The organism is Allobosea sp. FG18 (assembly GCF_057809495.1).
The window spans coordinates 1-25,931 of the sequence record NZ_JBMDKB010000010.1; the positions used below are offsets into that span (position 1 = coordinate 1).

Sequence of the window (25,931 nt, forward strand, 5' to 3'; positions counted from 1 at the left end):
TTGGACGCCGATCCCCCGCCTCATGGGGTCAAACTTGCACGCCGAAACACAATCACTCGCCGCAGCGTGCCGGTGGTGCGTCTGGCGCCCATTGCGCCACGGGGCAAACGACGCTTTGGAGCGCTCAAGGGCAAGATCGCCATCGACGAGCGCTTCCAGGACCCGCTGCCCGATCATGAGCGCGGTAGTTGGGACCTCCCCTGAAACTTCCTGGTCGCAGCAAGGCTGACTATACCGAGCCGTTCACGGTGCCTTCTTGACGCGCTTCTGCTTGCGCATCAGCGCTCGTAGTTCGCGCACTCTCAGTTTGCTAGCGTCGGCCAGTTCAGTCTGACTGCGTTCACCCTCCTGCGTGAGCGCGACCGAAATCGATCCTTTCAAGCTTGGTTTCGTCTCTTCCGTCGATTGCGGCGACCGGTCAGTCAATTCTAGATCCAACAATCCAGTGCTTCGAGAAGGCACTACCGAGGTGTTCCCGGTAGTGCTTTAGAGCGAGCCGGCGAGAAAAGCTACGAGCGCTCGTTCAGCCATAATGGTCCTTCAAGGAGCACTACCGGGGCCGTTTGGCCGTGGTAGCCACCGGTAGCGCTGGCAGAACCATGTGGGAGAATTGCGACGAGCGCTCCCTAAGCCTCGATGCAAGCCCGCGACGCTATGCACTCCTGCATGGTCGCACATTCATCCCTGCAATCGTGGAGTGAGATTCCAGTTTTGCAAGGTGAGCCCGAGGGCGACGTTAGCGAGCCCTCCGCCCTGCGCACAGTCCACCTGCCGCGCGGGTGAGTCGAGTTTCCATGACAATCGAGTCTGACTACCCGGCGTAGGAGTCAGACTTTAGGGTGCCCCTACACGTCGCGACGATCAGATGTCGACCGTCGCGTTCAGCGCGTTGGTCTGGATGAACTCGCGCCGCGGCTCGACGACATCGCCCATCAGCTTGACGAAGAGATCGTCGGCCTCGTCGTTCTGGTCGTTCTTGACGCGCAGCAGCGAGCGCACGTCGCGATCGAGCGTCGTCTCCCAGAGCTGGTCGGGGTTCATCTCGCCGAGGCCTTTATAGCGCTGCAGCGAGACGCCCTTCTTGCCGATGGTCGAGACCGCCTCGAACAGGTCGCTCGGGCCGTTGACGGTGAAGTCGTCGCCCTTGCGCGCGAGCACGCCGGGCTTGGCATAGGCTTCCTGCAAGGAGGCGGCGGCCGCGTGGAGCTTGCGGGCCTCGGCGCTGACGAGCAGGCCGGCATCGACCGTCGCCGCCTGCTTCACGCCGCGGATCATCCGCGAGAAGACGAAGCCGCCCTCGCTGACCTTGCCCTCCCAGCCGCGCTCCAGATCGTCCGAGATCGCGTCGAGCCGGCGGGCAATCGTGGCCGCGGCCTCGTTCGCCTTGGCCTCGTCGTCCTCGTTGATCGGGTGCAGCACGCCGGCGATCGCCATCTGCTCGACGACGCGGCGGTCATAGCGCGAATGCAATTGCGACAGCGCGTTGCGGACGTTGCGGGCTTCTTCGATCAAGGCGCGCAGATCCGCGCCGGCGCGCTCGACACCCTCGCTGGTGCGGAAGGTCGCGCCGTCCAGCGTCGAGTCGATCAGGTACTCTTCCAGCGCCCGCTCGTCCTTGAGATAGACATGGCTCTTGCCGCGCGCCGCCTTGTAGAGCGGCGGCTGCGCGATGAAGAGATGGCCGGCATCGATCAGCTCCGGCATCTGCCGGTAGAAGAAGGTCAGCAGCAAGGTCCGGATATGGGCGCCGTCGACGTCGGCGTCGGTCATGATGATGATCTTGTGATAGCGCAGCTTCGCCAGGTTGAAGCCGCCCTGGTCGGCCTCGGCGCGGCCGATGCCGGCGCCGAGCGCCGTGATCAGCGTTCCCACCTGGTCCGACGACAGCATCTTGTCGAAGCGCGCCCGCTCGACGTTGAGGATCTTGCCGCGCAGCGGCAGCACGGCCTGGTACTCGCGGGCGCGGCCCTGCTTGGCGGAGCCACCGGCCGAGTCACCCTCGACGATGAAGAGTTCGGACTTGGCGGGGTCGCGCTCCTGGCAATCCGCGAGCTTGCCGGGAAGCGACGCGATATCGAGCGCACCCTTGCGGCGGGTGAGGTCGCGCGCCTTGCGGGCGGCCTCGCGCGCGGCGGCTGCTTCCGCCACCTTGCCGACGATGGTCTTGGCCTCGCCCGGATGCTCCTCCAGCCATTCGGAGAGCGCCTGGTTGACGACGTTCTCGACGACCGGGCGAACTTCGGACGAGACCAGCTTGTCCTTGGTCTGCGAGGAGAATTTCGGATCGGGCACCTTGACCGAGACGATCGCGGTCAGGCCTTCGCGGCAGTCGTCGCCGGTGAGCGAGACCTTCTCCTTCTTGGAGATGCCGGAGCTTTCGGCATAGCCGGTGATCTGGCGCGTCAGCGCGGCGCGGAAGCCGGCGAGATGGGTGCCGCCGTCGCGCTGCGGGATGTTGTTGGTGAAGCAGAGCACGTTCTCGTGGTAGCTGTCGTTCCACCACAGCGCGACATCGACGGTGATGCCGTCCTTCTCCGAGGTCAGCATGATCGGCTTCTCGATCACCGATGTCTTGGCACGGTCGAGATAGCGCACGAAGGCCTCGACGCCGCCGTCGTACATCAGCTCTTCGCGGACGACCTCGGCATGGCGCGCATCGGTCAGCACGATGCGCACGCCCGAGTTCAGGAAGGCGAGTTCGCGCAGCCGATGCTCCAGCGTCTTGTAGTCGAACTCCACCATGGTGAAGGTCTCCTGCGAGGGCAGGAAGGTCACCTCGGTGCCGCGCTTGTCGCCCTGCGGGCCGACGACGGCGAGCGGCGCGACGGCGTCGCCATGACGGAATTCCATGTAGTGTTCGCTGCCGCCGCGCCAGATGCGCAGCTTCAGCGAGACCGAGAGCGCGTTGACGACGGAGACGCCGACGCCGTGCAGGCCGCCCGAGACCTTGTAGGAGTTCTGGTCGAACTTACCGCCGGCATGGAGCTGGGTCATGATGACCTCGGCCGCCGAGATGCCTTCCTCGCTGTGGATATCGGTGGGGATACCGCGCCCGTTATCGCTCACCGTGACCGATCCGTCGGCATTCAGCGTCACCGTGACGAGGTCGGCGTGTCCCGCCAGCGCCTCGTCGATGGCGTTGTCGACGACCTCGTAGACCATGTGATGCAGGCCCGAGCCGTCATCGGTATCGCCGATATACATGCCGGGCCGCTTGCGCACCGCGTCCAGGCCCTTGAGAACCTTGATGGAATCGGCGCCGTAGTCGTCGGGCTGGGCGCTGGGCGCGGCATCGGTCATGAAGTGGTTCCTGAACGGGCGAGCCGGCGCCCGCGATGATCCTGATTCGAAACGACAATATAGGGTGAGACGATGGCTTTTTCACGCGCCTACGCGTGCGTGCGCGTGGAGCGGCGGTTTCGCCTCCGAAGTTGTACAATGGAAACACGCGGTCATCCCGGGCGACCGAAGGGAGACCCGGGATCCATTCCGGAGCGCTGCCGGTAGAGGTTCAGGCATGGATCCCGGCTCTTCGCTGCGCTCCGGCCGGGATGACGTCGAGGCGGAAAAGAATGCGCTCCTACCCCCGGAACTCCGTGATCGCCTCGACGAAGGCCTCGCCGTACTGCGCGAGCTTGCGTTCGCCGACGCCTTCGATCATCCGCATCTCGTCCAAGCCCAGCGGCCGCTCGCGCGCCATGGCGATCAGCGTCCGGTCGGTGAAGATGATATAGGCCGCGACGCCCTCCTCGCGGGCGATCTGAAGCCTGAGCTTGCGCAGGTGCTCGAACAGCCCGGCCGTGCCTTCGTCTAGCCCGTCGGCGCGCGCCGCATCGCGTTCGGTCCGGCGGGTGCGTCGCTCGGCGAAGGGATCGGCCCGGAGCGCGATGCTCTCGCGACCGAACAGGATGTCCTCGCCCTTCGGCGTCAGGCAGAAGCCGCCATGCTCGACGCTGGCCTCGGCGAGCGCGCCGGCCGCGAAGAGCTTGCGCGTCAGCCCCATCCAGGCCGCCTTGGGCTTGTCGGCGCCGACGCCGAAGGTCTTCAGCCCGTCATGGTTCTGGCGGCGGATGACCTCGGTCGTGGTGCCGGTGAGGATATCGGCGAGATGACCGGCGCCGAAGCGCTCGCCCGAGCGGATCACCGCCGAGAGCAGCTTTCGCGCATCGAGCGTCGCGTCTTGCAGCGCAGGCGCCTCGGCGCCGCAGAGATCGCAGCGGAACGGCGCGTTGCCATGCCGGCAGGGCAGCGTCTCCTCGCCGAAATAGGCGAGAAGCGCGCTGCGCCGGCAGAGCGCGTTCTCGCAGAGATCGATCATCGCGTTGAGGCGCTTGTGCTCGATGCGCCGGCGCTCGTCGTCGATCTGTTTCTCGTCGATCTGGCGGCGCCGGAGCGACATGTCGTCGACGCCGTAGAGGGTCAGCGTATCCGCCGGCAGGCCGTCGCGGCCGGCGCGGCCGATCTCCTGGTAGTAGCCCTCGATCGAGCCCGGCATATCGGCATGGACGACGAAGCGCACGTCGGGCTTGTTGATGCCCATGCCGAAGGCGATGGTGGCGCAGACGACGACGCCGTCCTCCTGCAGGAAGATGTCCTGGTTGCGGTTGCGCTGCGTCTGCTCGAGGCCGGCATGGTAGGGCAGGGCGTTCCAGCCCTTTTCGCTGAGCGCGGTGGCCAGACGCTCGGTCTTGCTGCGCGAGGAGCAGTAGACGATGCCGGAGCCGTTGCGGTGCCGGCGCAGGAAATCGTCGATCTGCCGGCGCGGCTGCTCCTTCGGCGCGAAGGCAAGCTTCAGGTTCGGCCGGTCGAAGGAATGCACCACCATCCGCGGCGGCTGCGGGAACAGTTGCTGGGCGATATCGGCCTGGGTCTGCCGGTCGGCCGTGGCGGTCAACGCTGTCACCGGCACGCCGCCCAAATCCTCGCGCGTCTTGGCGAGCAGGCGATATTCCGGGCGGAAGTCATGGCCCCATTGCGAGACGCAATGCGCCTCGTCGATGGCGAGCCGGTTCACGCCGAGGCGCTTGAGCCGGCCCACCAATCCCTCGCCGGCCAGGCGCTCGGGCGAGACGAAGAGCAGCCTGAGATCGCCGGAATTCAGCCTGTCCCAGGCCTGCGCCGCCTCGTCCTCCGTGTTCATCGAGTTGAGCGAGGCGGCCGAGACGCCGGCCCGCACAAGCTGCCCGACCTGGTCGCGCATCAGGGCGATCAGCGGCGAGACGACCAGCGTCAGCCCCCCTGAGACCAGCGCCGGAAGCTGGTAGCACATCGACTTGCCGGAGCCGGTCGGCATCACCGCGAAGACGTCCTCGCCGGCAAGGGCGGCTGCGATCACCTCCCACTGGCCGGGGCGGAAATCGTCATAGCCCCAGACGGATTTGAGGATCGCGCGGGCGTCTGATTCGCGGGATGGCGACATGAGGAAGGGATGTGCCGCAGGCGCGCGCGCTTGGCCAGCTTTTCGAGCCGAAAGCCTGTGTCGATATCCCTCGGAACCTCTGCCGTCATCCTGGGCTTGACCCGGGATCCATTCCGGAACCTTCATCGGAGACGCTCAGGAATGGATCCCGGATCTCCGCTTCGCTCCGTCCGGGATGACCGCGTGAAGGTTTGGTGGACTTCAGATTTTGATGGCCAGCAGATGGACCACTGCGGTGACCGCGAAAACCACCGCGATCAGCTTCGAGGGCCAAGGCTTGAGGTCGAACCAGATGAATTGCAGCGCGAGCCGCAGGCCCCAGAAGGCGGCCCCCACGAGCGGCAGCACGGGGTGTACGTTGCCCTGTCCGGCCAGCCAGATCAGGGTCGTACCATAGGCGAGGAAGACGAAGATCAGCATCGCGTTGAGCGTCTGCGTGATCGCCGTGTTCAGGCTGCCGGAGGGCGCGAGCCGCTCCGGCCAGCCGAACAGCCGCCGGAACGCGGCATGGAACAGCGCGAAGCCTAAATCGAGGAGCCCCGCCGCCAGAGCCAAGTTCGGTCAGCTCCGCGTCGCGATCGCGGCGGCCGCGCCGGCCATCACGCCGCCGGTCGTGCGGTTGATCCAGCGCATCGCGCGCGGGCTCGCGACGAGGCGCCGGGCCCGGTCGGCCGCATAGGCATAGGCCATCAGCGTCCCCGTGATGATCGGCGCGATCAAGGCAGCGACCTCGACGAAGGCGAGTGTCGTCATCGCGTTGAGATCGATCACCAGCGGCAGGATCGACAGGAAGAAGACCATGACCTTGGGATTGCCGAGCGTCAGCGCGATGCCGCCGAGGAACAGGCGCACGCCTTCGCCGCGCGCGGCGGCGGAAGGCTTCGGCGCCTCGGCCGGCGCCGTCCAGGCCTTGTAGGCGAGGTAGAGCAGATAGGCGCAGCCGGCATATTTGATCGCGACGAAGACGCCGTGGAAGCTCTGCATGAGCACGCTGAGGCCCAGCGCCGTAAGCGTGAACCAGACGAGATCGCCCGCGACGATGCCGGCGAGGAAGGGCAGCGAGCGCCGGAAGCCCGAGGATAGAGAACGCGCGACCAGGGCCGCGATGGCCGGGCCGGGCGAGGCGACGGCGAGGAAATACACGCCGGCGAACAGGGCAAGGCTGGAGATGTCCATGCGGGATTCCCAATGTCTGGAGCGTGCTGATTCTACGCGGAACCACATCGTCATCCCGGGCTTGACCCGGGATCCATGCCGGAGCGCTCCCAACGAAGGGTCAGGCATGGATCCCGGATCTCCGCTTCGCTCCGTCCGGGATGACGACGTGGTTCCCGCGCAAAATCGACTCAGTTTAGCAGCAACGAGCTGGTTTCGTCCCATCGCAAGCCGTGGCCTGACCGATCAATCGAGCGGATCGATCCGCCCCGGCGTCACCGCGAAACGCTGTGCCCCGGCCGGCAGGTCGCCGAACAGGGCAGCATCCGCGCCGGTCATCCAGACCTGGCAGCCGAGCCCGGTCAGCCCCTCGTAGAGCGCCCCGCGCCGGCGCGGATCGAGATGGGCGGCGATCTCGTCGAGCAGGACGAGCGGCGCAATTCCGCTCATCGCCGCGACCAACCTGGCATGGGCGAGCACGAGCCCGATCAGCAGCGCCTTCTGCTCGCCGGTCGAGCCCTGGCCCGCTGGTATGTCCTTCGGTCCGTGCCGGACTTCGAGATCGGAAGCTTGCGGCCCTGTGAGCGTGCGCCCGGCCGCGCGGTCGCGATGGCGGCTCTGGCGCAGCAGGTCGCGATAGGCGTCCTCGGCATCGACGGCCGGCAGGCTTGCGACGAGCGCGTCGATCTCGCCGGAGAGCGCGATGTCAGCGAAGGGGAAGGGCGAGGCCTCGTCGCGCGTCTCGGCGATGATGGCGGAGAGCCGTGCCACGGTCTCGGCCCGCGCGGCGGCGACCGCGACGCCGAGTTCCGCGACCTCGCGTTCGACCGCGTCGAGCCATTGCCCCTGATGGGGGCTCTCCTCGAGGATGCGGTTGCGCGAGCGCAGCGCCCGTTCCAACGCGTTCGAGCGCGTGGCATGGCTCGGGTCGATCGCCAGCACCAGCCGGTCGAGGAAGCGTCGCCGGTCGCCGGCCGCGCCCCGGAACAGCCCGTCGAGATCGGGCGTCAGCCAGACCACGCGCAGATAATCGCTGAAGGCGAGTGCCGAGCCGACATTGGCGCCGTCGATCCGGGCGAGCCTTGGCCGGCGCCCTTCCGCATCGAGTGCGCCCAGCCCGATGCCGAGCCGGCCCGCCTCGTCATCCAGAGTTATCGAGGCAGCGAACGAGCCGTCACCCCCCTGCCGCGCCATCGCCGTGATCTCGGCACGGCGCAGGCCGCGTCCCGGCGTGAACAGCGAGAGCGCTTCGAGGATATTGGTCTTGCCGGCTCCGTTCTCGCCCGCGAGCGCAACGATTTGGCCCTCGATCGGGAGATCGAGGGCCTCGTAGGAACGGAAATCCTGCAGGATCAGGCGCGCGACGGCGGCCATGATCGCTGGATCAGACGCGCATCGGCATCAGCACATAGAGCGCGGAGGCGCCTTCGCGATCCTGGATCACGGTCGGCGAACCGGGATCGGCGAGCTTGAGCAGCGCCGTGTCGCCGTCGAGCTGGGCGGCGATATCCATGAGGTAGCGGGCGTTGAAGCCGATATCGAGCGGGCTCGCTTCGTAATCGACCTCGATCTCCTCGGTCGCCGAGCCGGAATCCGGGTTGGTCACGGAGAGCGTCATGCGCCCTTCGGCCATGGAGAGCTTCACGGCGCGGCCGCGCTCGGACGAGATCGTCGAGACGCGGTCGACGCTAGCCGCGAAGTCGCCCTTGTCGACGGTCAGGCGCTTGTCGTTACCGCTCGGGATGACGCGCTGATAGTCGGGGAAGGTGCCGTCGATCAGCTTCGATGTCAGCACGACGCTGGCCGTGGCGACGCGGATCTTCGAGCCGGACAACTCGACCGCGACCTCGCTCTCGCCGTCTTCCAGCAGCTTCTGGATTTCGGAGACGGCCTTGCGCGGCACGATCACGCCGGGCATGCCGACCGAGCCCTGCGGCGCGGCGGTGTCGACGCGGGCGAGGCGATGACCATCGGTCGCGACGGCGCGCAGCACCGGGCGGCCATCGACATCGATCGTGTGGAGATAGATGCCGTTGAGATAGTAGCGCGTCTCCTCGGTGGAGATCGCGAACTGGGTCTTGTCGATCAGGCGCTTCAATTCGCCGGCCGGCAGCACGAAGCGATGGGCCATCTCGCCGGCGGTGATATCCGGGAAGTCGCTCTCGGGCAGGGTCTGGAGCTGGAAGCGCGAGCGGCCCGAGCGCAGCACGAGGCCGCTATCCCCAGTGGTCTCCAGCGAGACCTGCGCACCATCCGGCAGCTTGCGGACGATGTCGTAGAGGGTATGGGCCGGAACGGTCGTGGCGCCGGGCTCGGCCGCATCCGCGGGGATCGTCTCCACCACCTCGATATCGAGATCGGTCGCCTTCAGCCGCAGGCCGTTCTCGGAGGCCGAGAGCAGCAGGTTCGACAGGATCGGGATCGTGTTGCGGCGCTCCACCACGCGATGGACGTGGCCGAGCGACTTGAGCAGCGTGGAACGTTCGACCGTGACCTTCATGATTGTCTAGTCTTCTGGCGCTGGCCGCCCGCGCGCGAACGCGCGAGCCGAAATGAATGGCCAGCGACATTGCCGGACGCCGGGCGGGGGCGCAAGACCTGCCCGCTCCGGCAACCACAACCATTTGACGGGCTTTCGGTTTACCGGCCGCACAAACCGCGGGTCATCCCGGCTCTTCGCTGCGCTCCGGCCGGGATGGCCCGCCTTTCAGATCAGCAGTCAGCGCACCCCAGGCCGATCACTCCTGCAGCATGCGCTTCAGCAGATCGACCTCGTCATGCAGCGAGCGGTCCTCGCTGATCGCCTTCTCGATCTTGCGCACGGCGTGCAGCACCGTGGTGTGATCGCGCCCGCCGAAGCGGCGGCCGATCTCGGGCAGCGAACGCGGCGTCAGCGCCTTCGACAGATACATCGCGATCTGGCGCGGCTTCACCACGGCCGCGGTGCGGCGCTCCGAGAGGATGTCGGCGCGGCTGACATTGTAGCGCGTCGCGACCAGCTTCTGGATGTCCTCGATCTTGACCCGGCGCGGCTCGCGCGTCCGGACGAGGTCGCGGATCGCCGCTTCCGCCGTCTCCAGCGTCACGAGCTGGCCCGACAGCGTCGCATGGGCGAGCAGGCGGTTGGCGGCGCCGTCGAGGTCGCGGCCATTGGTCGCGACGACGCGCGAGACATAGGCGACGACATCGGGGCTGACCTGGAAATTCGGATGGGCGGTCTGCAGCGCCTCAAGCCGGCTGGAGAGGATCGTGGCGCGCAACGTCTCGTCGAGTTCTCCCACTTCGACCACCAGGCCGCCACCGAGGCGCGAGCGGATGCGCTCGTCGAGCGCCTCGAGCTCACCGGCGAGGCGGTCGCCGGCGACGACGATCTGCTTGCCGGCATCGAGCAGCGCGTTGATCGTGTGGCCGAATTCCTGCTGGATCGACTTGCCCTGGATGAACTGCACGTCGTCGACGACGAGCAGGTCGATGCCGCGCAGCTTCTCCTTGAAGGCGAGCGCGGTCTGCGACTTCAGCGCGGCGACGAAGCCGTACATGAAGCGGTCGGCGGTGAAATAGGCGACGCGCTTGCCCTGGCGGCGTGCTTCCTGGGCGATCGCCTGCAGGAGATGCGTCTTGCCGAGGCCGACGCCGGCATGGAGATAGAGCGGGTTATAGGGGCTCTGGCCCGCAGGCGCCGCCGCGATGCGTTCGGCCGCCGCGAAGGCGAGCTGGTTCGACTTGCCGACGACGAAGCTCTGGAAGTTCATGCGCCGGTCGAGCGCGGTACCGCAGGCATCGACGAGATCGCTTTCGCCAGCCTGGGGCAGGCTGACAGTGGCAGGGCGGCCGCTCTCGGCCGGGGCCGGGCTCGCCACGGTCGCGGGGCGGTTGCGCAGCGCCTCGATCTGCGGCTGGGCGGGGTCGCGCGACACGGTGCGCACCGACAGCATCACGCCGTTCGGCGCCGGCAGCTCGGCCATGCAGTTCACCCGCAGGCGCTCGGTATAATGCGCCTCGAGCCAGCTCTTCAGGAAGCGGGTGGGAACGGTGAGATAGGCCACGCCCTCGACGATCCCGGCGATCTCCAGCCGGCCGAACCAGCTCGAGAAGACATCCTCGCCGAGCTCCGCCCGCAGGCGCCGGCGCACGCGCTCCCAAGCGTCCTGAATCGAAACCTCCTCTACCCGGATGACGGCGGTCTCTTCCGCAGCGATCGTCACCACCACCGGCGTCGTCTCGACAATGTCCCCGAAATTCTGCCGCTCGAACATCAATGGCCCCGTTCTTTGAAAATGTGCGCAGCTTGGGTTCGGCGGCCGCTTCCTGACCGTCGTCCTGGTGCTGCTGTTCTGGTCAAAATGGTCCCGGTCCCGACGGGCGCGACGCGCCGCTTCAGGCTCCGGTTCCGGTTCTTTTGATTACGCTTGGAAGGCTCGCCGAGGGACGACGCCACCCTTCATCTTGATCAAGAAAGACAAAGGGTCACATCCTCCAACCTCCATGGTCGCGAGCCAAAACGCTGATCATCTCTGGAAATCCCGCGGCGGTCATTGCTGTCCGCCCGGCGATGAGGGGGACCTTACAAGGCGCTCTCGACGGGCTGCAACACCCCTTTCAGCCGGCTTCCGAGACTCGCCGTCTGTTGGGCGTCGCGCTGGCTGGGGATGCCTGCCGCAATTGGTTGGGGAACTTAAGATTTTCTTCATGTCGGCCCTTTCGGGGAGGCCCGAATCTTTTTTTGCCGCACCTCGAAAAGCCTGCCGCAGAGTCGCCGCGATTCCGTCTTCCAAAATCCTTTGCCCACTAAGATGATGAAAAGTCACGTCTTTTTATGAGCGGCAGAGTCCTGCCCGGAGGGCGATTTTGCGCCCTGAGCGGCGTCCGAGAGTCAAGTCCGCAAGGCCGTGGAAAGCTTACGAAAATAGCTTGAAAGCAGCTTTGTTTTGTTCTGTCGGAGCCTGTGGCGAGTGCGCCACAGAGGCCATGAAGCCAACGAAAAAGCCCGGCCTTGCGGCCGGGCTTTTTGATCGTCGAAACGATGTAGTTTCAGGCTCAGGAAGCCAGGGCGCCGATGCGATGAGCCAGGCGCGAGACCTTGCGCGAGGCGGTGTTCTTGTGAACCACGCCCTTCTGCGCGGCGCGCATGATTTCCGGCTGGGCGGCCTTCAGGGCCTCGGCGGCAACCGCCTTGTCACCGGAGGCGATCGCCTCTTCGACCTTGCGCAGGAAGGTGCGCATCCGCGAGCGGCGCGCCTTGTTGACCTCGGTGCGGCGAGCGATCTTGCGCGTAGCCTTCTTGGCCGACGTCGTATTGGCCATCGAAACGTCCTCGTCTCTTCATCGCGTCCGGTCGCCTGGCGTCATTGCCGGCGGGGCTGGCCGCATCCTTGCTGGAAAAACGTGCGCGGCGGCCGAGCTTGCGCGGGCCGCCGCGAGTGGTGGGGCTATAGTCGCTTGCCGGCGCTACGTCAACGCCGGAATCGCCGCAAGCCCGCCGAACTCACGCGGAGGGCGCGATGAAGGCGGCGAAGCTCGCCAGATCGACATTGCCGCCGGAGAGGATGATGCCGACGCGCTTGCCGGCGACCGGCACGGCGCCGGTGAAGGCGGCGGCGGCGGCGAGACAGCCGGTCGGCTCGACCACGAGCTTCATCCGCTCGGCGAAGAAGCGCATGGCGTCGACGAGCGCGGCGTCGCTGACGGTGACGATATCCTCGACCTCGCGCTGGATGATCGGGAAGGTGAGGTCGCCGAGGAAGGCGGTCTGCGCCCCGTCGGCGATGGTCTTGGGCACGCCGATCGCGACGATCTCGCCCTTGCGCAGGGATTGCTGGCCATCGTTGCCGGCCTCCGGCTCGACGCCGAAGACGCGGCAGCCCGGATTCAGCGCCTTGGCGGTGAGCGCCGCGCCGGCGAGCAACCCGCCGCCGCCGAGCGGGACGAGCAGGATGTCGAGCGGGCCGGCATCCTCGATCAGCTCCTTGGTCGCGGTGCCCTGACCGGCGATGACATGCGGATGGTCGTAAGGCGGGATGATCGTCAGCCCGCGCTCGGCCGAGAGGCGGTTGCCGATATCGAGCCGGTTCTCGGTGTAGCGGTCATAGCGCACGACCTGCCCGCCATAGCCTTCGGTCGCGGCGACCTTCGCGGCCGGCGCATCGTTCGGCATGATGATCGTGGTCGGCACGCCCAGAAGCTGGCCGGCATAGGCGATGGCCTGGGCATGGTTGCCGGAGGAATAGGTGACGACGCCGGCCTTCTTCTGCTCGGGGCTGAGCGAGGCGATCGCGTTGTAGCCGCCGCGGAACTTGAAGGCGCCCATGCGCTGCAGGTTCTCGGGCTTGAAGACGAGGCTGGCTTGCGTCCGCCGGTTGGCGGTGGCCGAGCTCATCGCCGGCGTGTGATGGGCGATGCCCTTGAGCCTGCCGGCCGCAGCCTCGACATCGGCATAGGTCGGGAGGGACTGTCCGGCTTGGGCGTTCATCGCGGGAGATCCTGCTGGCGAAAGACGAGGGCTATCTGCCAGCAGGAGGGTCGTTTCATCAAGGCGGCGCCACTCGACGCCGCCATGCGGCAGGCGATGGCCGGCGGCTCAGGCGTTCTTGAAATCGGGCTTCCGCTTCTCGGCGAAGGCGGACATGCCCTCCTTCTGGTCGAGCGTCGCGAAGAGCGAGGAGAAGACGCGGCGCTCGAAGCGCAGGCCTTCCTGCAGCGTCACCTCGAAGGCGCGCTCGACCGATTCCTTCGCCATCAGCACGGAAGGCAGCGACTTCGCGGCGATCTGCTCGGCCGCCTTCAGCGTCTCGGTGAGCAGGCCCTCGAGCGGCACGACGCGGGCGACGAGGCCGGAGCGCTCGGCCTCTTCGGCATTCATCATCCGGCCGGTGAGGATCAGGTCCATCGCCTTGGCCTTGCCGACCGCCTTGGTCAGGCGCTGGGTGCCGCCGGCACCGGGGATGACGCCGAGATTGATCTCGGGCTGGCCGAATTTGGCGTTGTCGGCAGCGATGATGAAATCGCACATCATGGCGAGCTCGCAGCCACCGCCGAGCGCGAAGCCCGCGACCGCCGCGACGATCGGCTTGCGGCGCCGGCCGATCCGGTCCCAGTCCGCGAACTTGTCGTCGAGATAGGTGCCGGGGAAGGTGCGGCTCTGCATCTCCTTGATGTCGGCGCCGGCGGCGAAGGCCTTCTCCGAGCCTGTGAGCACGACGCAGCCGATGCCGTCACCGGTCTCGAAGCCGTCGAGTGCCTGGTTGATCTCGCCGATGAGCTGGCCGTTCAGCGCGTTCAGCGCCTGCGGGCGGTTGAGCGTGATCAGCCCGACCTTGCCCTTCGTCTCGACGAGAATGGTCTCATAAGCCATGGCGGCCTCCCGGATGCTCCTGTGATGGCAGCTTTAGCGGGCGGTGGAGGAGCGGTCCATGCGCGTCGCACGCATCCGCGCATTCGCGCCGCCTCCCCGTTGCCGCCTACCGCCAGGGTCGGCCTATCCCCACCGCCTCGTGACGAAGGGCGCGCGGGAACCGCGGGGAACCCCTCTCCCGTGTGGGAGAGGGGCAGGGGTGAGGGCAGGACGGAAAGCGCTTTAGCCGTGCCTCGGCCGCTGCCGCCGTTAGCTTTGCGCCTCGCTGGTCCAAGGGCCTACACCTCACCCCTGCCCCTCTCCTTACAGGAGAGGGGTTTTGCGTTGCGGTTCGCGCATACATCTTCGCCGCCCGCGTCGCCGCGTTCGTTTCAAATGAGGGGCAGCGGAGCGCCGCGAGGCGCGGTGTATAGAGAGCCGCTTCCGTTGAGCCAGGATGCGGCGCGGATGGATTGAGCCACCATCCGCACGCCCCGTGGCGCTCCGCTTGTCGGCGTTCTTGAAAACTGCGGGCCGCGCTTCCGTTGGGCGGAGCGTCGATCGCGGACGGACGGGGCGTGCCAGCTTCCCTCAACGGGTCGTCGCGCGCCTGCCGCCTCGCCACCGCCGCGCCGCCTCTCCTAGCGAGGCTCCTCGCGCAGGGACCGTATTATCCCCAGGGCGGTTCCCGCAGCCTCCCGAGTCCGGGGTGCAAACCCGGCCGCAGGGCGCCGCCCTCATCCCGCCATGCAGCATGCCTCCGGATGGCCGCCCCTCGGGATGAGGTGGGTCGAGGATAGGGGCGGTTTGAGAGACGGGGATTAGTTTCGGGCAGTGCCTGCTCTCGACCCATTGGGGGCTTTCAGATCGCGGAGGGTTTCGACGCTAGAATGTCGCGGACGGCGAGGAGGTTTGGAACGATGGCAGCGCACAAGGCCCTGATCTCGTCCGTAGGCTCCAGAAGGTCCGGTACCATCACCGCCATCATCCCTGCGGCGGCTGCGGAGCGCACGCCGTTGTGGGAGTCTTCCAAGGCAAGGCAATCAGCTGGTTCGACCCCGAGCTTGCCTGCGGCAATCAGATAGGGGTCGGGCGCGGGCTTGCTTCGGGCGTAGTCGCCGTGAGCAACGATATGCTCGAAGCGCTCAGCCAAGCCATGCAGAGTAAGGTGGTGATCTACGCTGTGTCGGAAGGAAGACGTGGCTATCGCATACGGCAGCCCGAGTGCGTCAATGAGATCGAGCAGTTCTACTACCCCCGGCTTCACCGTGAGGTCCGTCTCCACGAGATGCCCGAAATGCCGTAGCCAGCACGCTCGCACATCCTCGACTGGAAAACCTGGCCCGTAGAGGTCAAGCAGCAGGGTGTGGATGACATGCCAGGGGCACCCGAGCATCGGACGGTAAAGATCTTCGGTCATCTCATAGCCATGCTCGGCCGCCGCGGTCATGAGCGAGCGGATGTAGAGAGGCTCGGTGTCGAACAGCAGGCCGTCCATGTCGAACACGACGGCCAGCGGCCTGCGAGGGAGGGTTTTCGGAGCCAAAGGCAAGTAGCCGCTGTTGGAGAACGCAGCATTCTACTGCCTACTGGTAGTCCGTAAAGGTCCGGATTCGGCCCCAAGCGGACCGCCGTCTGCTAGCGAACGCCCCGCTTCTGACAACTCTCGCAATAAAACGTCGAGCGCCCCGACTGCACCAGCCGCTTCACCAGCTGACCGCAGCCCGGCGTGACGCAAGGCTGCCCCTCGCGGTCATAGACTTTGAAGCGGTGCTGGAAATAGCCGAGCGAGCCGTCGGCATGGGCGAAGTCGCGGAGCGTCGAGCCACCGGCTGCGACCGCCTCCTCCAGCACCTCGCGAATGATCCGGGCAAGCTCATACGCCTTTTCGCGCGGCCGGCCCGTCGGCGTCGCGATCGTCCCGGCTTCCGCCTCCGGATGGAGACCGGCCCGGAACAGGGCCTCGCAGACATAGATATTGCCCAAGCCCGCCACGAGCCGCTGGTCGAGCAATGCGGCCTTCAGGGGCGCGAACTTGCCCGCGAAGAGTTTTGCCAACGTCTCGCCGGAGAGTTCGTTGCCCAGCGGCTCGATGCCCATGCCCGCGAAATGCCTGGACGTCGCCAGTTCGGCGCGTGGCACGAGGTCCATGAAGCCGAAGCGGCGCACGTCGTTATAGGTGACGCGCGCGCCGGTCCCCATCTCGAACACGACATGGTCGTGGATCAGGTGCCGACCGATCTCTTGATAATAGGAGCCGGGCTCGGTCGGCTTCGTGCCGGGCGCCTCGACGATGAAGCGCCCGCTCATGCCCAGATGCATCACGAGCGCCGCGCCGTCGTCGAGATCGGCGATCAGGTATTTCGCCCGCCGCGACAGGGCCTCGATCCGTCGCCCGGTCAGGCGCTCGGTGAAGCGCTCCGGCAGGGGAAAGCGCAAGTTTGGCCGGCGCAGCTCGACGCGCTGGAAGCGCTCGCCCAGCATGGCCGGTTCCAGCCCGCGCCGGACGGTTTCGACCTCGGGTAGCTCCGGCATGTCAGCGACCTCAAATAAAGCCTGCGTCGAGAGGGCCCGCGACAAGCCCGCCGCCTTTGGCTATTGATCGGCTCAGGCGAATACAAGACAGATTTGCACAAGGCCGGCCCGACCGTGACAGCAGCTTCCGACACCACCCATTTCGGCTTCGAGACGGTGAAGCTCGCCGAGAAGCAGGCCAAGGTCGACGACGTCTTCCACAAGGTCGCCAACCGCTACGACCTGATGAACGACCTGATGTCGGGCGGCCTGCACCGGGCCTGGAAGAGCGCGCTGCTCACCGCGATCAACCCGGCGAAGGATCGGCCCTTCCACCATCTCGATGTCGCCGGCGGCACGGGCGACGTCGCCTTCTCGGTGCTGGAGGCCGGCGGACCCCAGACCGACGTCACCGTGCTCGACATCAATGCCGACATGCTGCGCGTCGGGCGCGAGCGTGCCGACAAGCGTTTCCCGGACGATGATCGCATCCGCTTCGTCCAGGGCAATGCCGAGCAACTCGGCCTGCCCGACAATCATTTCGACTGCTACACCATCGCCTTCGGCATCCGGAACGTGCCGCAGATCGACAAGGCGCTGGCCGAGGCCTATCGCGTGCTGAAGCGCGGCGGGCGCTTCCTCTGCCTCGAATTCAGCCATGTCGACGTGCCCCTGCTCGACAAGATCTACGAGACCTACTCCTTCAAGGTCATCCCGCCGATGGGCCGCATGGTCACCGGCGAGGCCGAGCCCTACCAGTATCTCGTCGAGTCGATCCGCAAGTTCCCGAAGCCGCAGGCTTTCGCGGGGATGATCGAGGATGCCGGCTTCCGCCGCGCGAAGTTCACAGCCATGACCGGCGGCGTCGTGGCGCTGCATTCCGGCTGGAAGCTGTGATGGGTCGTTTCTCCCCATCCACAGCCCTCATCCTGAGGAGCGCTCCGCAGGAGCGCGTCTCGAAGGATGGTCCAGCTGACTCCGGCACCTCCTGGAGCATCCTTCGAGACGCGCCTGCGGCGCTCCTCAGGATGAGGGCTGAGGGGGAGAGCGCCGCGACCGTGACGGCTAAAGCCGCATGATCTCCTCCTTCTTCCACATGCTGCGCGGCGCGCGCGTCGGCTTCGTGCTGGCGCGTGAGGGAGCGCTGGCGCTGGTCGACCCCTCCGTGCTGCCGCCGCTGGCACGCGGCCTGATCCGCGTCGGCCGCCTGATCGAACGGCGCGGCGCCGGCTCCTCCGCGACAAGGCTCGCGGCGGCGATGACCCGGCTCGGCCCGTCCTATGTGAAGTTCGGCCAGTTCCTGGCGACGCGGCCCGATGTCGTCGGCATGAAGATCGCGCAGGACCTTTCGGCTCTGCAGGACCGGATGCCGGCCTTCCCGATGGCCGAGGCCCGCGCCATCGTCGAGGCTGCGCATGGCGTGAAGCTGGAGACGCTGTTCCCGGAGTTCAGCGAGCCGGTCGCCGCCGCCTCGATCGCCCAGGTCCACCGCGCCCGGTTGAAGGATGGCCGCGAGGTCGCGGTGAAGATCCTGCGGCCGGGCATCCGCGACCGCTTCAATCGCGATCTCGCCGCGATGCGCTTCGGCGCGGAGATGGCCGAGCAGCGCTCGGCCGAGGCGCGCCGCCTGCGCTTCACCGGCGTGGTCGAGACGCTGGCCCGCTCGGTCGCGATGGAGATGGATCTGCGGCTCGAAGCCGCCGCCCTCTCCGAATTCGCGGAGAATACCAAGGACGACGCCGATTTCCGCGTGCCGGAGCCGGATTGGCAGCTCACCGCCCGCGAGATGCTGGTCGACGAATGGATCGACGGCGTCCGGCTTTCCGATGTCGAGGGGCTGCGCGCCGCTGGCCACGACCTGCCGGAACTGGCGCGCAAGATCATCCAGTCCTTCCTGAAGCATGCGATCCGCGACGGCTTCTTCCATGCCGACATGCATCCCGGAAACCTCTTCGTCGATGCGGAGGGGCGCCTCGTCGCGGTCGATGGCGGCATCATGGGCCGGCTCGGCCTGAAGGAGCGGCGCTTCCTGGCCGAGATCCTGCTCGGCTTCATCACCCGCGATTACCGTCGTGTGGCGGAGGTGCATTTCGAGGCCGGCTATGTGCCCGCCCATCACGATGTTGAGGATTTCGCCCAGGCGATCCGCGCCGTCGGCGAGCCGATCCATGACAGGCGCGCCGACCAGATCTCGATGGCCAAGGTGCTGACCCTGCTCTTCGAGATCACCGGCATGTTCGACATGGCGACGCGCACCGAACTCGTCATGCTCCAGAAGACCATGGTGGTGGTCGAGGGCGTCGCCCGCTCGCTCGATCCCCATCTCGACATGTGGGGCACGGCCGATCCGGTGGTGCGCTCCTGGATCACCCATAATCTCGGGCCGATCGGGCGTTTGGAGGAAGCCGGCCGCGGCGCCCGCTCCCTGCTCGGCTCGCTCGCGACCTTGCCCGACACGGTCATCCGCGCCGAGCGTGTTCTCGGCCAGCTCGAGGATGCCTCGCGCCACGGCTTCTCGCTCGACGAGCGCAGCGTCGAGGCGATCGGCCGGGCCGAGGCCCGGCGCAACCGCTGGGGCAATATCGCGCTCTGGGTGATCGCGGCGCTGCTCGCCTACGGGGTGTTCGGCTGAGGGCAGGGCAAGCTCAACGCGGTCCCCTCTCCCCCTGCGGGAGAGGGTTAGGGTGAGGGGTCTCGCGACGCCGATCGTGAGCCGAACACAAACCTCCCGAGACCTGCGCGACCCCTCATCCGCCTGCCGGCACCTTCTCCCGCAAGGGGAGAAGGAAGAAGCGGCCGTCGCCGTGCCCTACCGGAACGGCGGCTCGTCGAAGCTGCGGAGCTTGCGCGAATGGATCGTCGAGCCCGCCTCCTTCAGCTTCTCCAGCGCGTCGAGCCCGATGCGCAGATGCTCGCCGACCGCGCGCTCGTAGAAGGCGTTCGCCGCGCCGGGCAGTTTGATCTCGCCATGGAGCGGCTTGTCGGAGACGCAGAGCAAGGTGCCGTAGGGCACGCGCAGGCGATAGCCCTGCGCCGCGATCGTGCCGGATTCCATGTCGACCGCGATGGCGCGCGACAGGTTGATGCGCCGCCGCTCCTTGGTCCATTGCAGCTCCCAGTTGCGGTCGTCCTGGGTCACGACCGTGCCGGTGCGCAGGCGCTGCTTCAGCCTGTCGCCCTTCTCGCCGGTGATGTCGGCCGCCGCCTGCTGAAGCGCGACCTGCACCTCCGCCAGCGCGGGGATCGGAATATCCGGCGGCACGAGATCGTCGAGGATGCGGTCCTGCCGGAGATAGGCATGGGCCAGCACATAGTCGCCGATGATCTGCGTCTGTCGCAGGCCGCCGCAATGGCCGACCATCAGCCAGCAATTCGGCCGGAGCACCGCGAGATGGTCGGTGATGTTCTTCGCATTGGAGGGGCCGACGCCGATATTGACCAGCGTCACGCCCTCGCCGCCCTTCCGGATCAGGTGATAGGCCGGCATCTGGAAACGGTGCCAGGGCGCCGACATCACGCGCTCGGCGGCCGAAACGTCGAGCCCGTCCTTGTCGATGCGGATGCCGCCCGGTGCGATCAAGGCCTCGGCCGTGCCCGCCTCGATCTCGGCGAGGCCGAGCCGGACGAACTGGTCGACATAGCGGTGGTAGTTGGTGAGCAGCACCCAGGGCTGCACAGCCCGCCAGTCGGTGCCGGTATAGTGCACCAGCCGGCGCAGCGAGTAATCGACCCGGACCGCGTCAAAGAGTGAAAGCGGGCGCGGCTCGCCCTCGATCAGCTCGTAGGTGCCGTCCGCGATCTCGTCGCCGACCAGCGCGAGCAGCGGCGTCGGGAAATGGCGCGCGAGTTCCGCGGCGGTGATCTTGCCGCGCCCCAGTTCGTCGCCGCCTTCGAGCGCATAAGGGTAGGGGATTTCCTGCGTGCTGACGCCGGTCTCGATCGTCGCGCCATAGTCGGCAACGAGCGGCCGGAGCTGGTCGAGCAGATAGGCCCGGAACTCGGCCGGCTGCGTCACGGTGGTCGAATAGATGCCGGGCACCGCGAATTTCGCGTGGCCGCGCCGCGTCGCCGCCGGCAGCTTCGAGGGCTCGTAGGTCACGCGCAGCATCGGGTAGCGATAGCGCTCCCGGTCTTCCACTGTCGGCGCCTCGCCGGTGTCGAAGAAGCGCTGCAGGTCGCCGCGCAGGGCCGAACGCGCCTCGCCATAAAGTCGTTCGAGCCGGTCCACGGCGGCTTCCGGTGTCGCTGCGGTCTCGAAACTCATGAACCCTCCTTGTCTTGTCCTCGGTTCTAGCCGCGTGTCCGCGCTCCTGACAACAACCGGCGGTGGCGCGCGACATTCTCCCGCCGAAGCCGGTTGACGGAGGAAGGAAACGGCATTAGTAAACCGATCAGTTAATTAACTGATCGGTTTCATACGATGTCAACGGACCCGCTCAGCCTGACCTTCGCAGCCCTCGCCGACCCGACGCGCCGCGCCATCCTGGCCCGGCTGTCGCAAGGCGAGAGTTCGGTGAAGGAACTGGCCGAGCCCTTCGCGATGAGCCTGCCGGCAGTCTCGAAGCACCTGAAGGTGCTGGAGCGCGCCGGGCTGATCACGCGGGGGAAGGAAGCCCAGTGGCGACCTTGCCGGCTCGATCCCGGCCCGCTGCAGGACGTCTCGGAATGGCTGGAGCATTACAGCCGTTTCTGGGACCAGAGCCTGGGGCGGCTGGACGAGATGCTCCGCGAGATCAAGGCGAAACCACCCGATAAGTCAGGCATTTGACGCCAAAGTCGTTCCTTTCAGCTCATTTTCAGGTGCTCGTCATGCTCAAGACCATTCTTCTGACCGTGCTCGGCCTCGTCGCCACCGGTGCCGTCGTCGTGCTGATCCTGGCCGCCCGCAAGCCCGATACCTTCCAGGTCACCCGCTCCATTGCGATCAACGCCGCGCCGGAGCGCATCTATCCGCTGATCGCCGATTTCAGGGCCTGGGGCGCCTGGTCGCCCTGGGAGAAGAAGGACCCGGCGATGAAGCGCAGCTTCGGCGGGCCGGAGACCGGCGTCGGCGCGACCTATGCCTGGGCCGGCGACAAGAATGTCGGCGAGGGCAGCATGCGCATCACCGAGGCGCAAGTGCCGGGCAAGCTCGGGCTCAAGCTCGATTTCATCAAGCCTTTCGAGGCGCATAACGACGTCGTCTTCGCGCTGACGCCGCAGGGCCAGAACACCAATGTGACCTGGATCATGACCGGCCCGACGCCGTTCGCGGCCAAGATCATGCATGTCTTCATGGACATGGACCGCATGGTCGGCGGCGATTTCGAGGCCGGACTCAAGGCCATGAAGGCTGCGGCCGAACGCGCTGCCTGAGACGGCGCGCAACCCCGATCATCCAGAAAACGAAAACCGGAGGAGCGAAACCATGATGGGCGAACCGCAGAAGGAGCATGAGTGGCTCCACCAGCTGGTCGGCGACTGGACCGCCGAGATGCACTGCTCGATGGGGCCGGACCAGCCACCGTCGGCATCGAAGGGCACCGAGAGTGTGCGCTCGCTCGGCGGGCTCTGGACCCTCGGCGAGGGGCAGGGTGAAGGGCCTGAGGGCAAGCCCGTCACCAGCCTGATGACGCTCGGCTTCGACCCGGCCAAGGGCCGTTTCGTCGGCAGCTTCGTCGCCTCGATGATGACGATGATGTGGACCTATGACGGGACGCTCTCCGCCGACGGCAAGTCGCTGGTGCTCGACACCGAGGGGCCGAGCATGACCGGCGACGGCGCCATGGCGAAGTATCAGGACATCATCACCTTCCTGTCGCCGGACCATCGCACCCTGACCTCGCGCGCACTTGGGCCGGACGGCCAGTGGAGCGAGTTCATGGCCGCCCAGTACCACCGCAAGCGCTGAGCGCTTTCCGTTTCACGCAGGAGGACACGAGATGAAACTGTCGACCTATCTGATGTTCGAGGGCAATTGCCGCGAGGCTTTCACCCATTATCACAAGGTTCTGGGTGGCAAGATCCAAGCCATGATGGATCACAAGGGCACGCCGGCCGAGGAGCATGTCCCGGCGGAATGGCACGACAAGATCCTGCATGCCTGCCTGGAGATCGAGGGCCAATTGCTGATGGCTTCCGATGCCCCGCCGAATAACAGCGACGGGCCGATGCGCTCGGTCTCGGTCAGCGTCAGCGTGGCGACGCCGGAGGAGGCTGATCGCATCTTCGCCGGCCTGTCCGAGGGCGGCGCCAAGATCACCATGCCGATCGGCGAGACCTTCTGGTCGCCGCGCTTCGGCATGCTGGTCGACCGCTTCGGCACCAACTGGATGGTCGGCGCCGACATGCCGGCCGAGCATGCGAATTGCGGCTGAGGTAATTCGAGCCTCCAGCCAGCCACGGCACGCGCGGGGAACCCCTCTCCTGCATCGAAGTCGGCTGTTGCCGACTTCGACACTTTGAGTGCTGATCTTGGCAACAGCCGAGATCAGAGGGAGGGGGCAGGGTTGAGGTGTAGGTCCTTCGACCAGTGCCGACCGGGCGGCAGTACCACCGCTGTCTTCCCGTGCGCGCTGCGGCGCGTAGTGCCGCTGCGCAGACACGGGATCGCGTGCAGGAAAAGGCGCCTCTCTGGAGCGCGCGCAGAAAAGACGCCTTTTTCCGAGGGCGGTCCCGTGTCTGCGCAGCAGCATTGGCATGCTGCAGCGCGCACGGGATGACGTGCTTTTCTCGCCGTCGTCGCGGCCTTTCCGCGAATGGCGCGGCCGCTACGACCGCCCGCCATCCACCGAGAGTACTTGCCCGGAAATCCAGCCGGCCTGTTCGCTCAGGAAGAACAGCGTGGCGTTGGCGATATCATCGGGCGTGCCGAGGCGGCGGGTATGGATGCTTTCGACGAGACGCTTCTGCCCCTCCGGCCCATAGCTCTGCCATTGCCGCTCGCTCGCGGGATTGGAGCGCACGAAGCCCGGCGCCACCGAATTCACGGTGATGCCATGCGGGCCGAATTCCCAGGCGAGCTGCTTGGTCAATCCGACCAGCGCGTGCTTGGCGCTGGCATAGGCCTGGATGCCGGTGAGGCTCGGCCTCAGGCCCGCACCCGACGAGATCGTCACGATCCGGCCATAGCCTGCCTGTTTCATCGCAGGCGCCGCCGCCTGCGCCAGGAAGAAGGCGGCATCGACATTGGCGGCGAAGATCACCCGCCAGTCTCCCTCGGAAATCTCCTCGATCGCCCGGCCGACCTGTCCGCGTACGCCGCCGGCGGCGTGGACCAGAAGGTCGAGCCGGCCATCCGTCGCCACGATCTCGCGCACCAGCGCCTGGGCGGCTTCGGGCGAGCCGAGATCGGCGGCATGCCCGGTCGCGCCGATCTCCTTGGCCGTGGCCTGCACCCCGGCTTCGTCGATATCGGCGAGGTGGACGCGTGCGCCGGCCTCGGCCAACGCGAGTGCGATCGCGCGCCCGATGCCCTGGGCTGCGCCGGTGACGAGGGCTACGCGGTCGTCGAAGCGGATCTGCATTGGTCGATCAGTACCTTGAGCGTCTCGAAGGCCATCGGGCGGCGGCCGTCCTCGATGTCGTGGATCAGCGCAACCAGCGTCTCGATCGCGGGCGCCGCGATGCCGACCTCGCGGCCGAGCGTGGCGATGACACCGATCTGCGGGTCGACCTCGGTCTTGCGCTTGCGGACGGCGAGATCGCGCCAGATGCCGGAATGGGTCTTGGCGGTTTGCGAAGTGTAATCGGCGAGCCAGCGGATCGTCTCGATCTGCGGGCCTTCCGGCCGGCCGGGCGCGAACACCATCGGATCGAAATTGCCGAAGCCGAGCGAGGTCACGCCGCGCTTGGCTGCAACGGCGCCGACTTCGCGGCCGAGCGCGAGCCAGACCGGCAGCCGTTCCGGGTCCGAAAAGTTCGCCGACATCGAATCGTCGGTCAGTGCCGTCGCGAACAGCATCGCGCCATAGGCGAGCTTGCCCCAGAGATAGCCGAAAATGTTGTCGGTCAGGATCGCGTCGGGCTCGAACATCTCCATCAGCCGGTGCATCTCGACGACCCGCTCGCTCTTCGAGCCGTCGAGCTCGCCGACGACGGTCGCACCGCGATTGCCGTAGAGGATCTCGCCGGGACCTAGCCAGTCGGCGCCGAAATTGACGAAGCAGCCCATCGTACGCTGCTCGCCGACGGCCCTGGCGATGGCGAGTTCGTTCAGCCCGTTCTGGGCGGAGAGCACGAAACCGTCCTCGGCGAGATGCGGCTTCAGCGCGGCGAGCGCCGCTTCGGTCGCGCCGGCCTTTACGGCCAGCACGATGCGGCTGTAGCGCCCGCTCAGCTCGGCCGGCGTCGCGGCCGGGACGACCTGCGTGAATGCCTCGACCGGCCCGGAAATGGCGAGACCACGGGTGCGGCAGGCCTCGACATGCTCGGGCACGATGTCGACCAGCAGGACCGGAATGCCAGCCCGCGCCCAATAGGCGCCGAGCGTGCCGCCGATGGCGCCGGCGCCCCAGATCAGGATGGGTTCGCTCACGCCTGCCCCGCTAGCTCGACATGGTCATGCGTGGCGACATGGATGAGCCCATCCTCCGTCACCCATCCCCGATACATGCCCTCGGTGTTGTAGGGGGCGACGATCCCGCCATCGGCATCGACGGCGACGAGCCCGGCGCCGATCTTGTGCTCGGAGAGTTCGGCGAGGACGGCGTCCGTCGCCGCTTCCAGCGAGAGGCCCTTATAGGCGATCAGCGACGCGATCTCGTGGCCGACGCAGTAGCGCATGAAATATTCGCCCTTGCCGGTGCCGGAGACGGCGCAGCGTCCATCGCGGGCATAGGTGCCGGCGCCGATGATCGGGGAATCGCCGACGCGGCCGACCGGCTTGTTGGTATAGCCGCCGGTCGAGGTCGCCGCGGCAAGATGGCCCTGTGCATCGCAGGCGACGGCGCCGACGGTGCCGTGCTTCTCGGCCTCGCTCGCCTCGGCGGCGGTGCCGACGATCTCGCGCAGCTTCATCGAGGCGAGGTTCTTGCGGCGGCGCTCGGTCGAGAAATGCGCGTTGGCGACGGTATCGACGCCTTCATGCTCGGCGAAATCGTCGGCGGCGGGGCCGGTGAGCAGCAGCGGGTCGCCGCGCAGCATCAGGGCCTTGGCGGCGCTGACGGGATTGCGGATGCGCTTGGCCCCGCAGATGGCGCCGGCGGCCAGCGTCGCCCCGTCCATGATCGAGGCGTCGAGCTCATGCTCGCCCTCGGTGTTGAAGGCGGCGCCATGACCGGCGTTGAAATGGGGGGAATCCTCCATCAAGCGGACGGCCGCCTCGACGGCGTCGACCGCCGCGCCGCCCCTGGTCAGGATCGCCCAGCCGGCGCGCAGCGCGCTGGCGAGGTCGGACCGGGCCTGGGCCCATTCGGCCTCCGTCATTTCGGCCTTCGGCAGCGTGCCGCAGCCGCCATGGATGGCAAGCGCGAGGGTCATGTCGGTATCCTGTCGGGTCTTTGAATGTGGTCCGCCATGGCCGGCTGGAACCGG

The 25,931-nt window shown here is 67.0% G+C and carries 23 protein-coding genes; 7 read left to right on the forward strand and 16 right to left on the reverse strand.

The genetic code is table 11. The annotated features are described in order from the left end of the window. Nucleotides 1-204: type II toxin-antitoxin system Phd/YefM family antitoxin (locus tag ACODTJ_RS12675; RefSeq protein ID WP_488848981.1), on the forward strand; the 204-nt coding region annotated here is incomplete at its 5' end. 657 nt (nt 205-861) lie between these two features. Here ACODTJ_RS12675 and gyrB read toward each other — a convergent pair. From gyrB to mutM, 12 genes are all read right to left on the reverse strand, one after another. Then, the gene (gene gyrB, locus ACODTJ_RS12680; protein ID WP_454654039.1) at nt 862-3,300 is read right to left on the reverse strand and encodes a DNA topoisomerase (ATP-hydrolyzing) subunit B; all 2,439 of its coding nucleotides are present in this window, start codon (nt 3,298-3,300) and stop codon (nt 862-864) included. Between the two features lie 280 nt (nt 3,301-3,580). Beyond that, a complete protein-coding gene (gene recQ / locus ACODTJ_RS12685; protein WP_488848984.1) occupies nt 3,581-5,419 on the reverse strand; it encodes a DNA helicase RecQ in 1,839 nt (612 codons plus the stop codon). Between the two features lie 201 nt (nt 5,420-5,620). Beyond that, the gene (locus ACODTJ_RS12690) at nt 5,621-5,974 is read right to left on the reverse strand and encodes a hypothetical protein (protein ID WP_454654035.1); all 354 of its coding nucleotides are present in this window, start codon (nt 5,972-5,974) and stop codon (nt 5,621-5,623) included. Between the two features lie 6 nt (nt 5,975-5,980). Continuing rightward, nucleotides 5,981-6,595 (reverse strand): LysE family translocator, encoded by a 615-nt coding sequence (locus tag ACODTJ_RS12695; protein WP_454654034.1) that lies wholly within the window; start codon nt 6,593-6,595, stop codon nt 5,981-5,983. Between the two features lie 225 nt (nt 6,596-6,820). Continuing rightward, a complete protein-coding gene (gene recF / locus ACODTJ_RS12700; protein ID WP_454654032.1) occupies nt 6,821-7,948 on the reverse strand; it encodes a DNA replication/repair protein RecF in 1,128 nt (375 codons plus the stop codon). A gap of 10 nt (nt 7,949-7,958) precedes the next feature. Beyond that, a complete protein-coding gene (dnaN, locus tag ACODTJ_RS12705) occupies nt 7,959-9,074 on the reverse strand; it encodes a DNA polymerase III subunit beta (protein ID WP_454654030.1) in 1,116 nt (371 codons plus the stop codon). Between the two features lie 238 nt (nt 9,075-9,312). Beyond that, on the reverse strand, nt 9,313-10,830 hold the full coding sequence (gene dnaA / locus ACODTJ_RS12710) for a chromosomal replication initiator protein DnaA (protein ID WP_454654028.1): 1,518 nt from the start codon (nt 10,828-10,830) through the stop codon (nt 9,313-9,315). A gap of 781 nt (nt 10,831-11,611) precedes the next feature. Further along, nucleotides 11,612-11,878, reverse strand: a complete 267-nt coding sequence (gene rpsT, locus ACODTJ_RS12715) for a 30S ribosomal protein S20 (protein ID WP_047581773.1) — start codon at nt 11,876-11,878, stop codon at nt 11,612-11,614. A 181-nt stretch (nt 11,879-12,059) separates the two neighbouring features. After that, on the reverse strand, nt 12,060-13,043 hold the full coding sequence (locus ACODTJ_RS12720) for a threo-3-hydroxy-L-aspartate ammonia-lyase (protein ID WP_454658895.1): 984 nt from the start codon (nt 13,041-13,043) through the stop codon (nt 12,060-12,062). A gap of 108 nt (nt 13,044-13,151) precedes the next feature. Beyond that, on the reverse strand, nt 13,152-13,925 hold the full coding sequence (locus ACODTJ_RS12725) for an enoyl-CoA hydratase (protein WP_454658894.1): 774 nt from the start codon (nt 13,923-13,925) through the stop codon (nt 13,152-13,154). An 841-nt stretch (nt 13,926-14,766) separates the two neighbouring features. Next, nucleotides 14,767-15,411 (reverse strand): HAD family hydrolase, encoded by a 645-nt coding sequence (locus tag ACODTJ_RS12730; RefSeq protein WP_454658893.1) that lies wholly within the window; start codon nt 15,409-15,411, stop codon nt 14,767-14,769. 131 nt (nt 15,412-15,542) lie between these two features. Further along, nucleotides 15,543-16,439: a bifunctional DNA-formamidopyrimidine glycosylase/DNA-(apurinic or apyrimidinic site) lyase gene (mutM, locus tag ACODTJ_RS12735; protein ID WP_488848989.1), complete on the reverse strand. Its 897-nt coding sequence runs from the start codon at nt 16,437-16,439 to the stop codon at nt 15,543-15,545. A gap of 114 nt (nt 16,440-16,553) precedes the next feature. On the opposite strand from mutM, the gene ubiE reads away from it, so the two are divergent. Next, on the forward strand, nt 16,554-17,315 hold the full coding sequence (ubiE, locus tag ACODTJ_RS12740; protein ID WP_454658891.1) for a bifunctional demethylmenaquinone methyltransferase/2-methoxy-6-polyprenyl-1,4-benzoquinol methylase UbiE: 762 nt from the start codon (nt 16,554-16,556) through the stop codon (nt 17,313-17,315). A gap of 178 nt (nt 17,316-17,493) precedes the next feature. Beyond that, nucleotides 17,494-19,050, forward strand: coding sequence for a 2-polyprenylphenol 6-hydroxylase (ubiB, locus tag ACODTJ_RS12745; RefSeq protein ID WP_454658890.1), 1,557 nt, complete (start codon nt 17,494-17,496; stop codon nt 19,048-19,050). 177 nt (nt 19,051-19,227) lie between these two features. On the opposite strand, the gene ACODTJ_RS12750 is transcribed toward ubiB, so the two are convergent. After that, nucleotides 19,228-20,682 carry an AMP nucleosidase gene (locus ACODTJ_RS12750; RefSeq protein WP_454658889.1) on the reverse strand — a complete coding sequence of 485 codons (1,455 nt, stop codon included), beginning with the start codon at nt 20,680-20,682 and terminating at the stop codon, nt 19,228-19,230. A 156-nt stretch (nt 20,683-20,838) separates the two neighbouring features. Here ACODTJ_RS12750 and ACODTJ_RS12755 point away from each other — a divergent pair, with 156 nt between their 5' ends. From ACODTJ_RS12755 to ACODTJ_RS12770, 4 genes are read left to right on the forward strand one after another with little or no spacing between them, the layout of a single operon-like run. Next, a complete protein-coding gene (locus tag ACODTJ_RS12755; protein WP_454658888.1) occupies nt 20,839-21,186 on the forward strand; it encodes an ArsR/SmtB family transcription factor in 348 nt (115 codons plus the stop codon). A 41-nt stretch (nt 21,187-21,227) separates the two neighbouring features. Continuing rightward, the gene (locus tag ACODTJ_RS12760) at nt 21,228-21,773 is read left to right on the forward strand and encodes an SRPBCC family protein (protein WP_454658887.1); all 546 of its coding nucleotides are present in this window, start codon (nt 21,228-21,230) and stop codon (nt 21,771-21,773) included. 52 nt (nt 21,774-21,825) lie between these two features. Continuing rightward, entirely contained in the window at nt 21,826-22,308 is a 483-nt protein-coding gene (locus tag ACODTJ_RS12765) for a DUF1579 domain-containing protein (RefSeq protein WP_454658886.1), read from the forward strand. 31 nt (nt 22,309-22,339) lie between these two features. After that, nucleotides 22,340-22,774: a VOC family protein gene (locus ACODTJ_RS12770; protein WP_454658885.1), complete on the forward strand. Its 435-nt coding sequence runs from the start codon at nt 22,340-22,342 to the stop codon at nt 22,772-22,774. Nucleotides 22,775-23,167: 393 nt separating this feature from the next. Here ACODTJ_RS12770 and ACODTJ_RS12775 read toward each other — a convergent pair whose 3' ends face one another. Genes ACODTJ_RS12775 through ACODTJ_RS12785 form a run of 3 tightly spaced genes read right to left on the reverse strand, consistent with a single transcriptional unit; the run spans nt 23,168 to nt 25,877 of the window. Continuing rightward, the gene (locus tag ACODTJ_RS12775) at nt 23,168-23,923 is read right to left on the reverse strand and encodes an SDR family NAD(P)-dependent oxidoreductase (RefSeq protein ID WP_454658884.1); all 756 of its coding nucleotides are present in this window, start codon (nt 23,921-23,923) and stop codon (nt 23,168-23,170) included. After that, a complete protein-coding gene (locus ACODTJ_RS12780; RefSeq protein ID WP_454658883.1) occupies nt 23,896-24,933 on the reverse strand; it encodes a ketopantoate reductase family protein in 1,038 nt (345 codons plus the stop codon). The genes ACODTJ_RS12775 and ACODTJ_RS12780 overlap by 28 nt, the downstream gene beginning before the upstream one ends. Then, nucleotides 24,930-25,877 (reverse strand): isoaspartyl peptidase/L-asparaginase family protein, encoded by a 948-nt coding sequence (locus tag ACODTJ_RS12785; RefSeq protein WP_488848994.1) that lies wholly within the window; start codon nt 25,875-25,877, stop codon nt 24,930-24,932. Before ACODTJ_RS12785 ends, ACODTJ_RS12780 begins: the two co-directional genes overlap by 4 nt. Nucleotides 25,878-25,931: the final 54 nt, after the last annotated feature.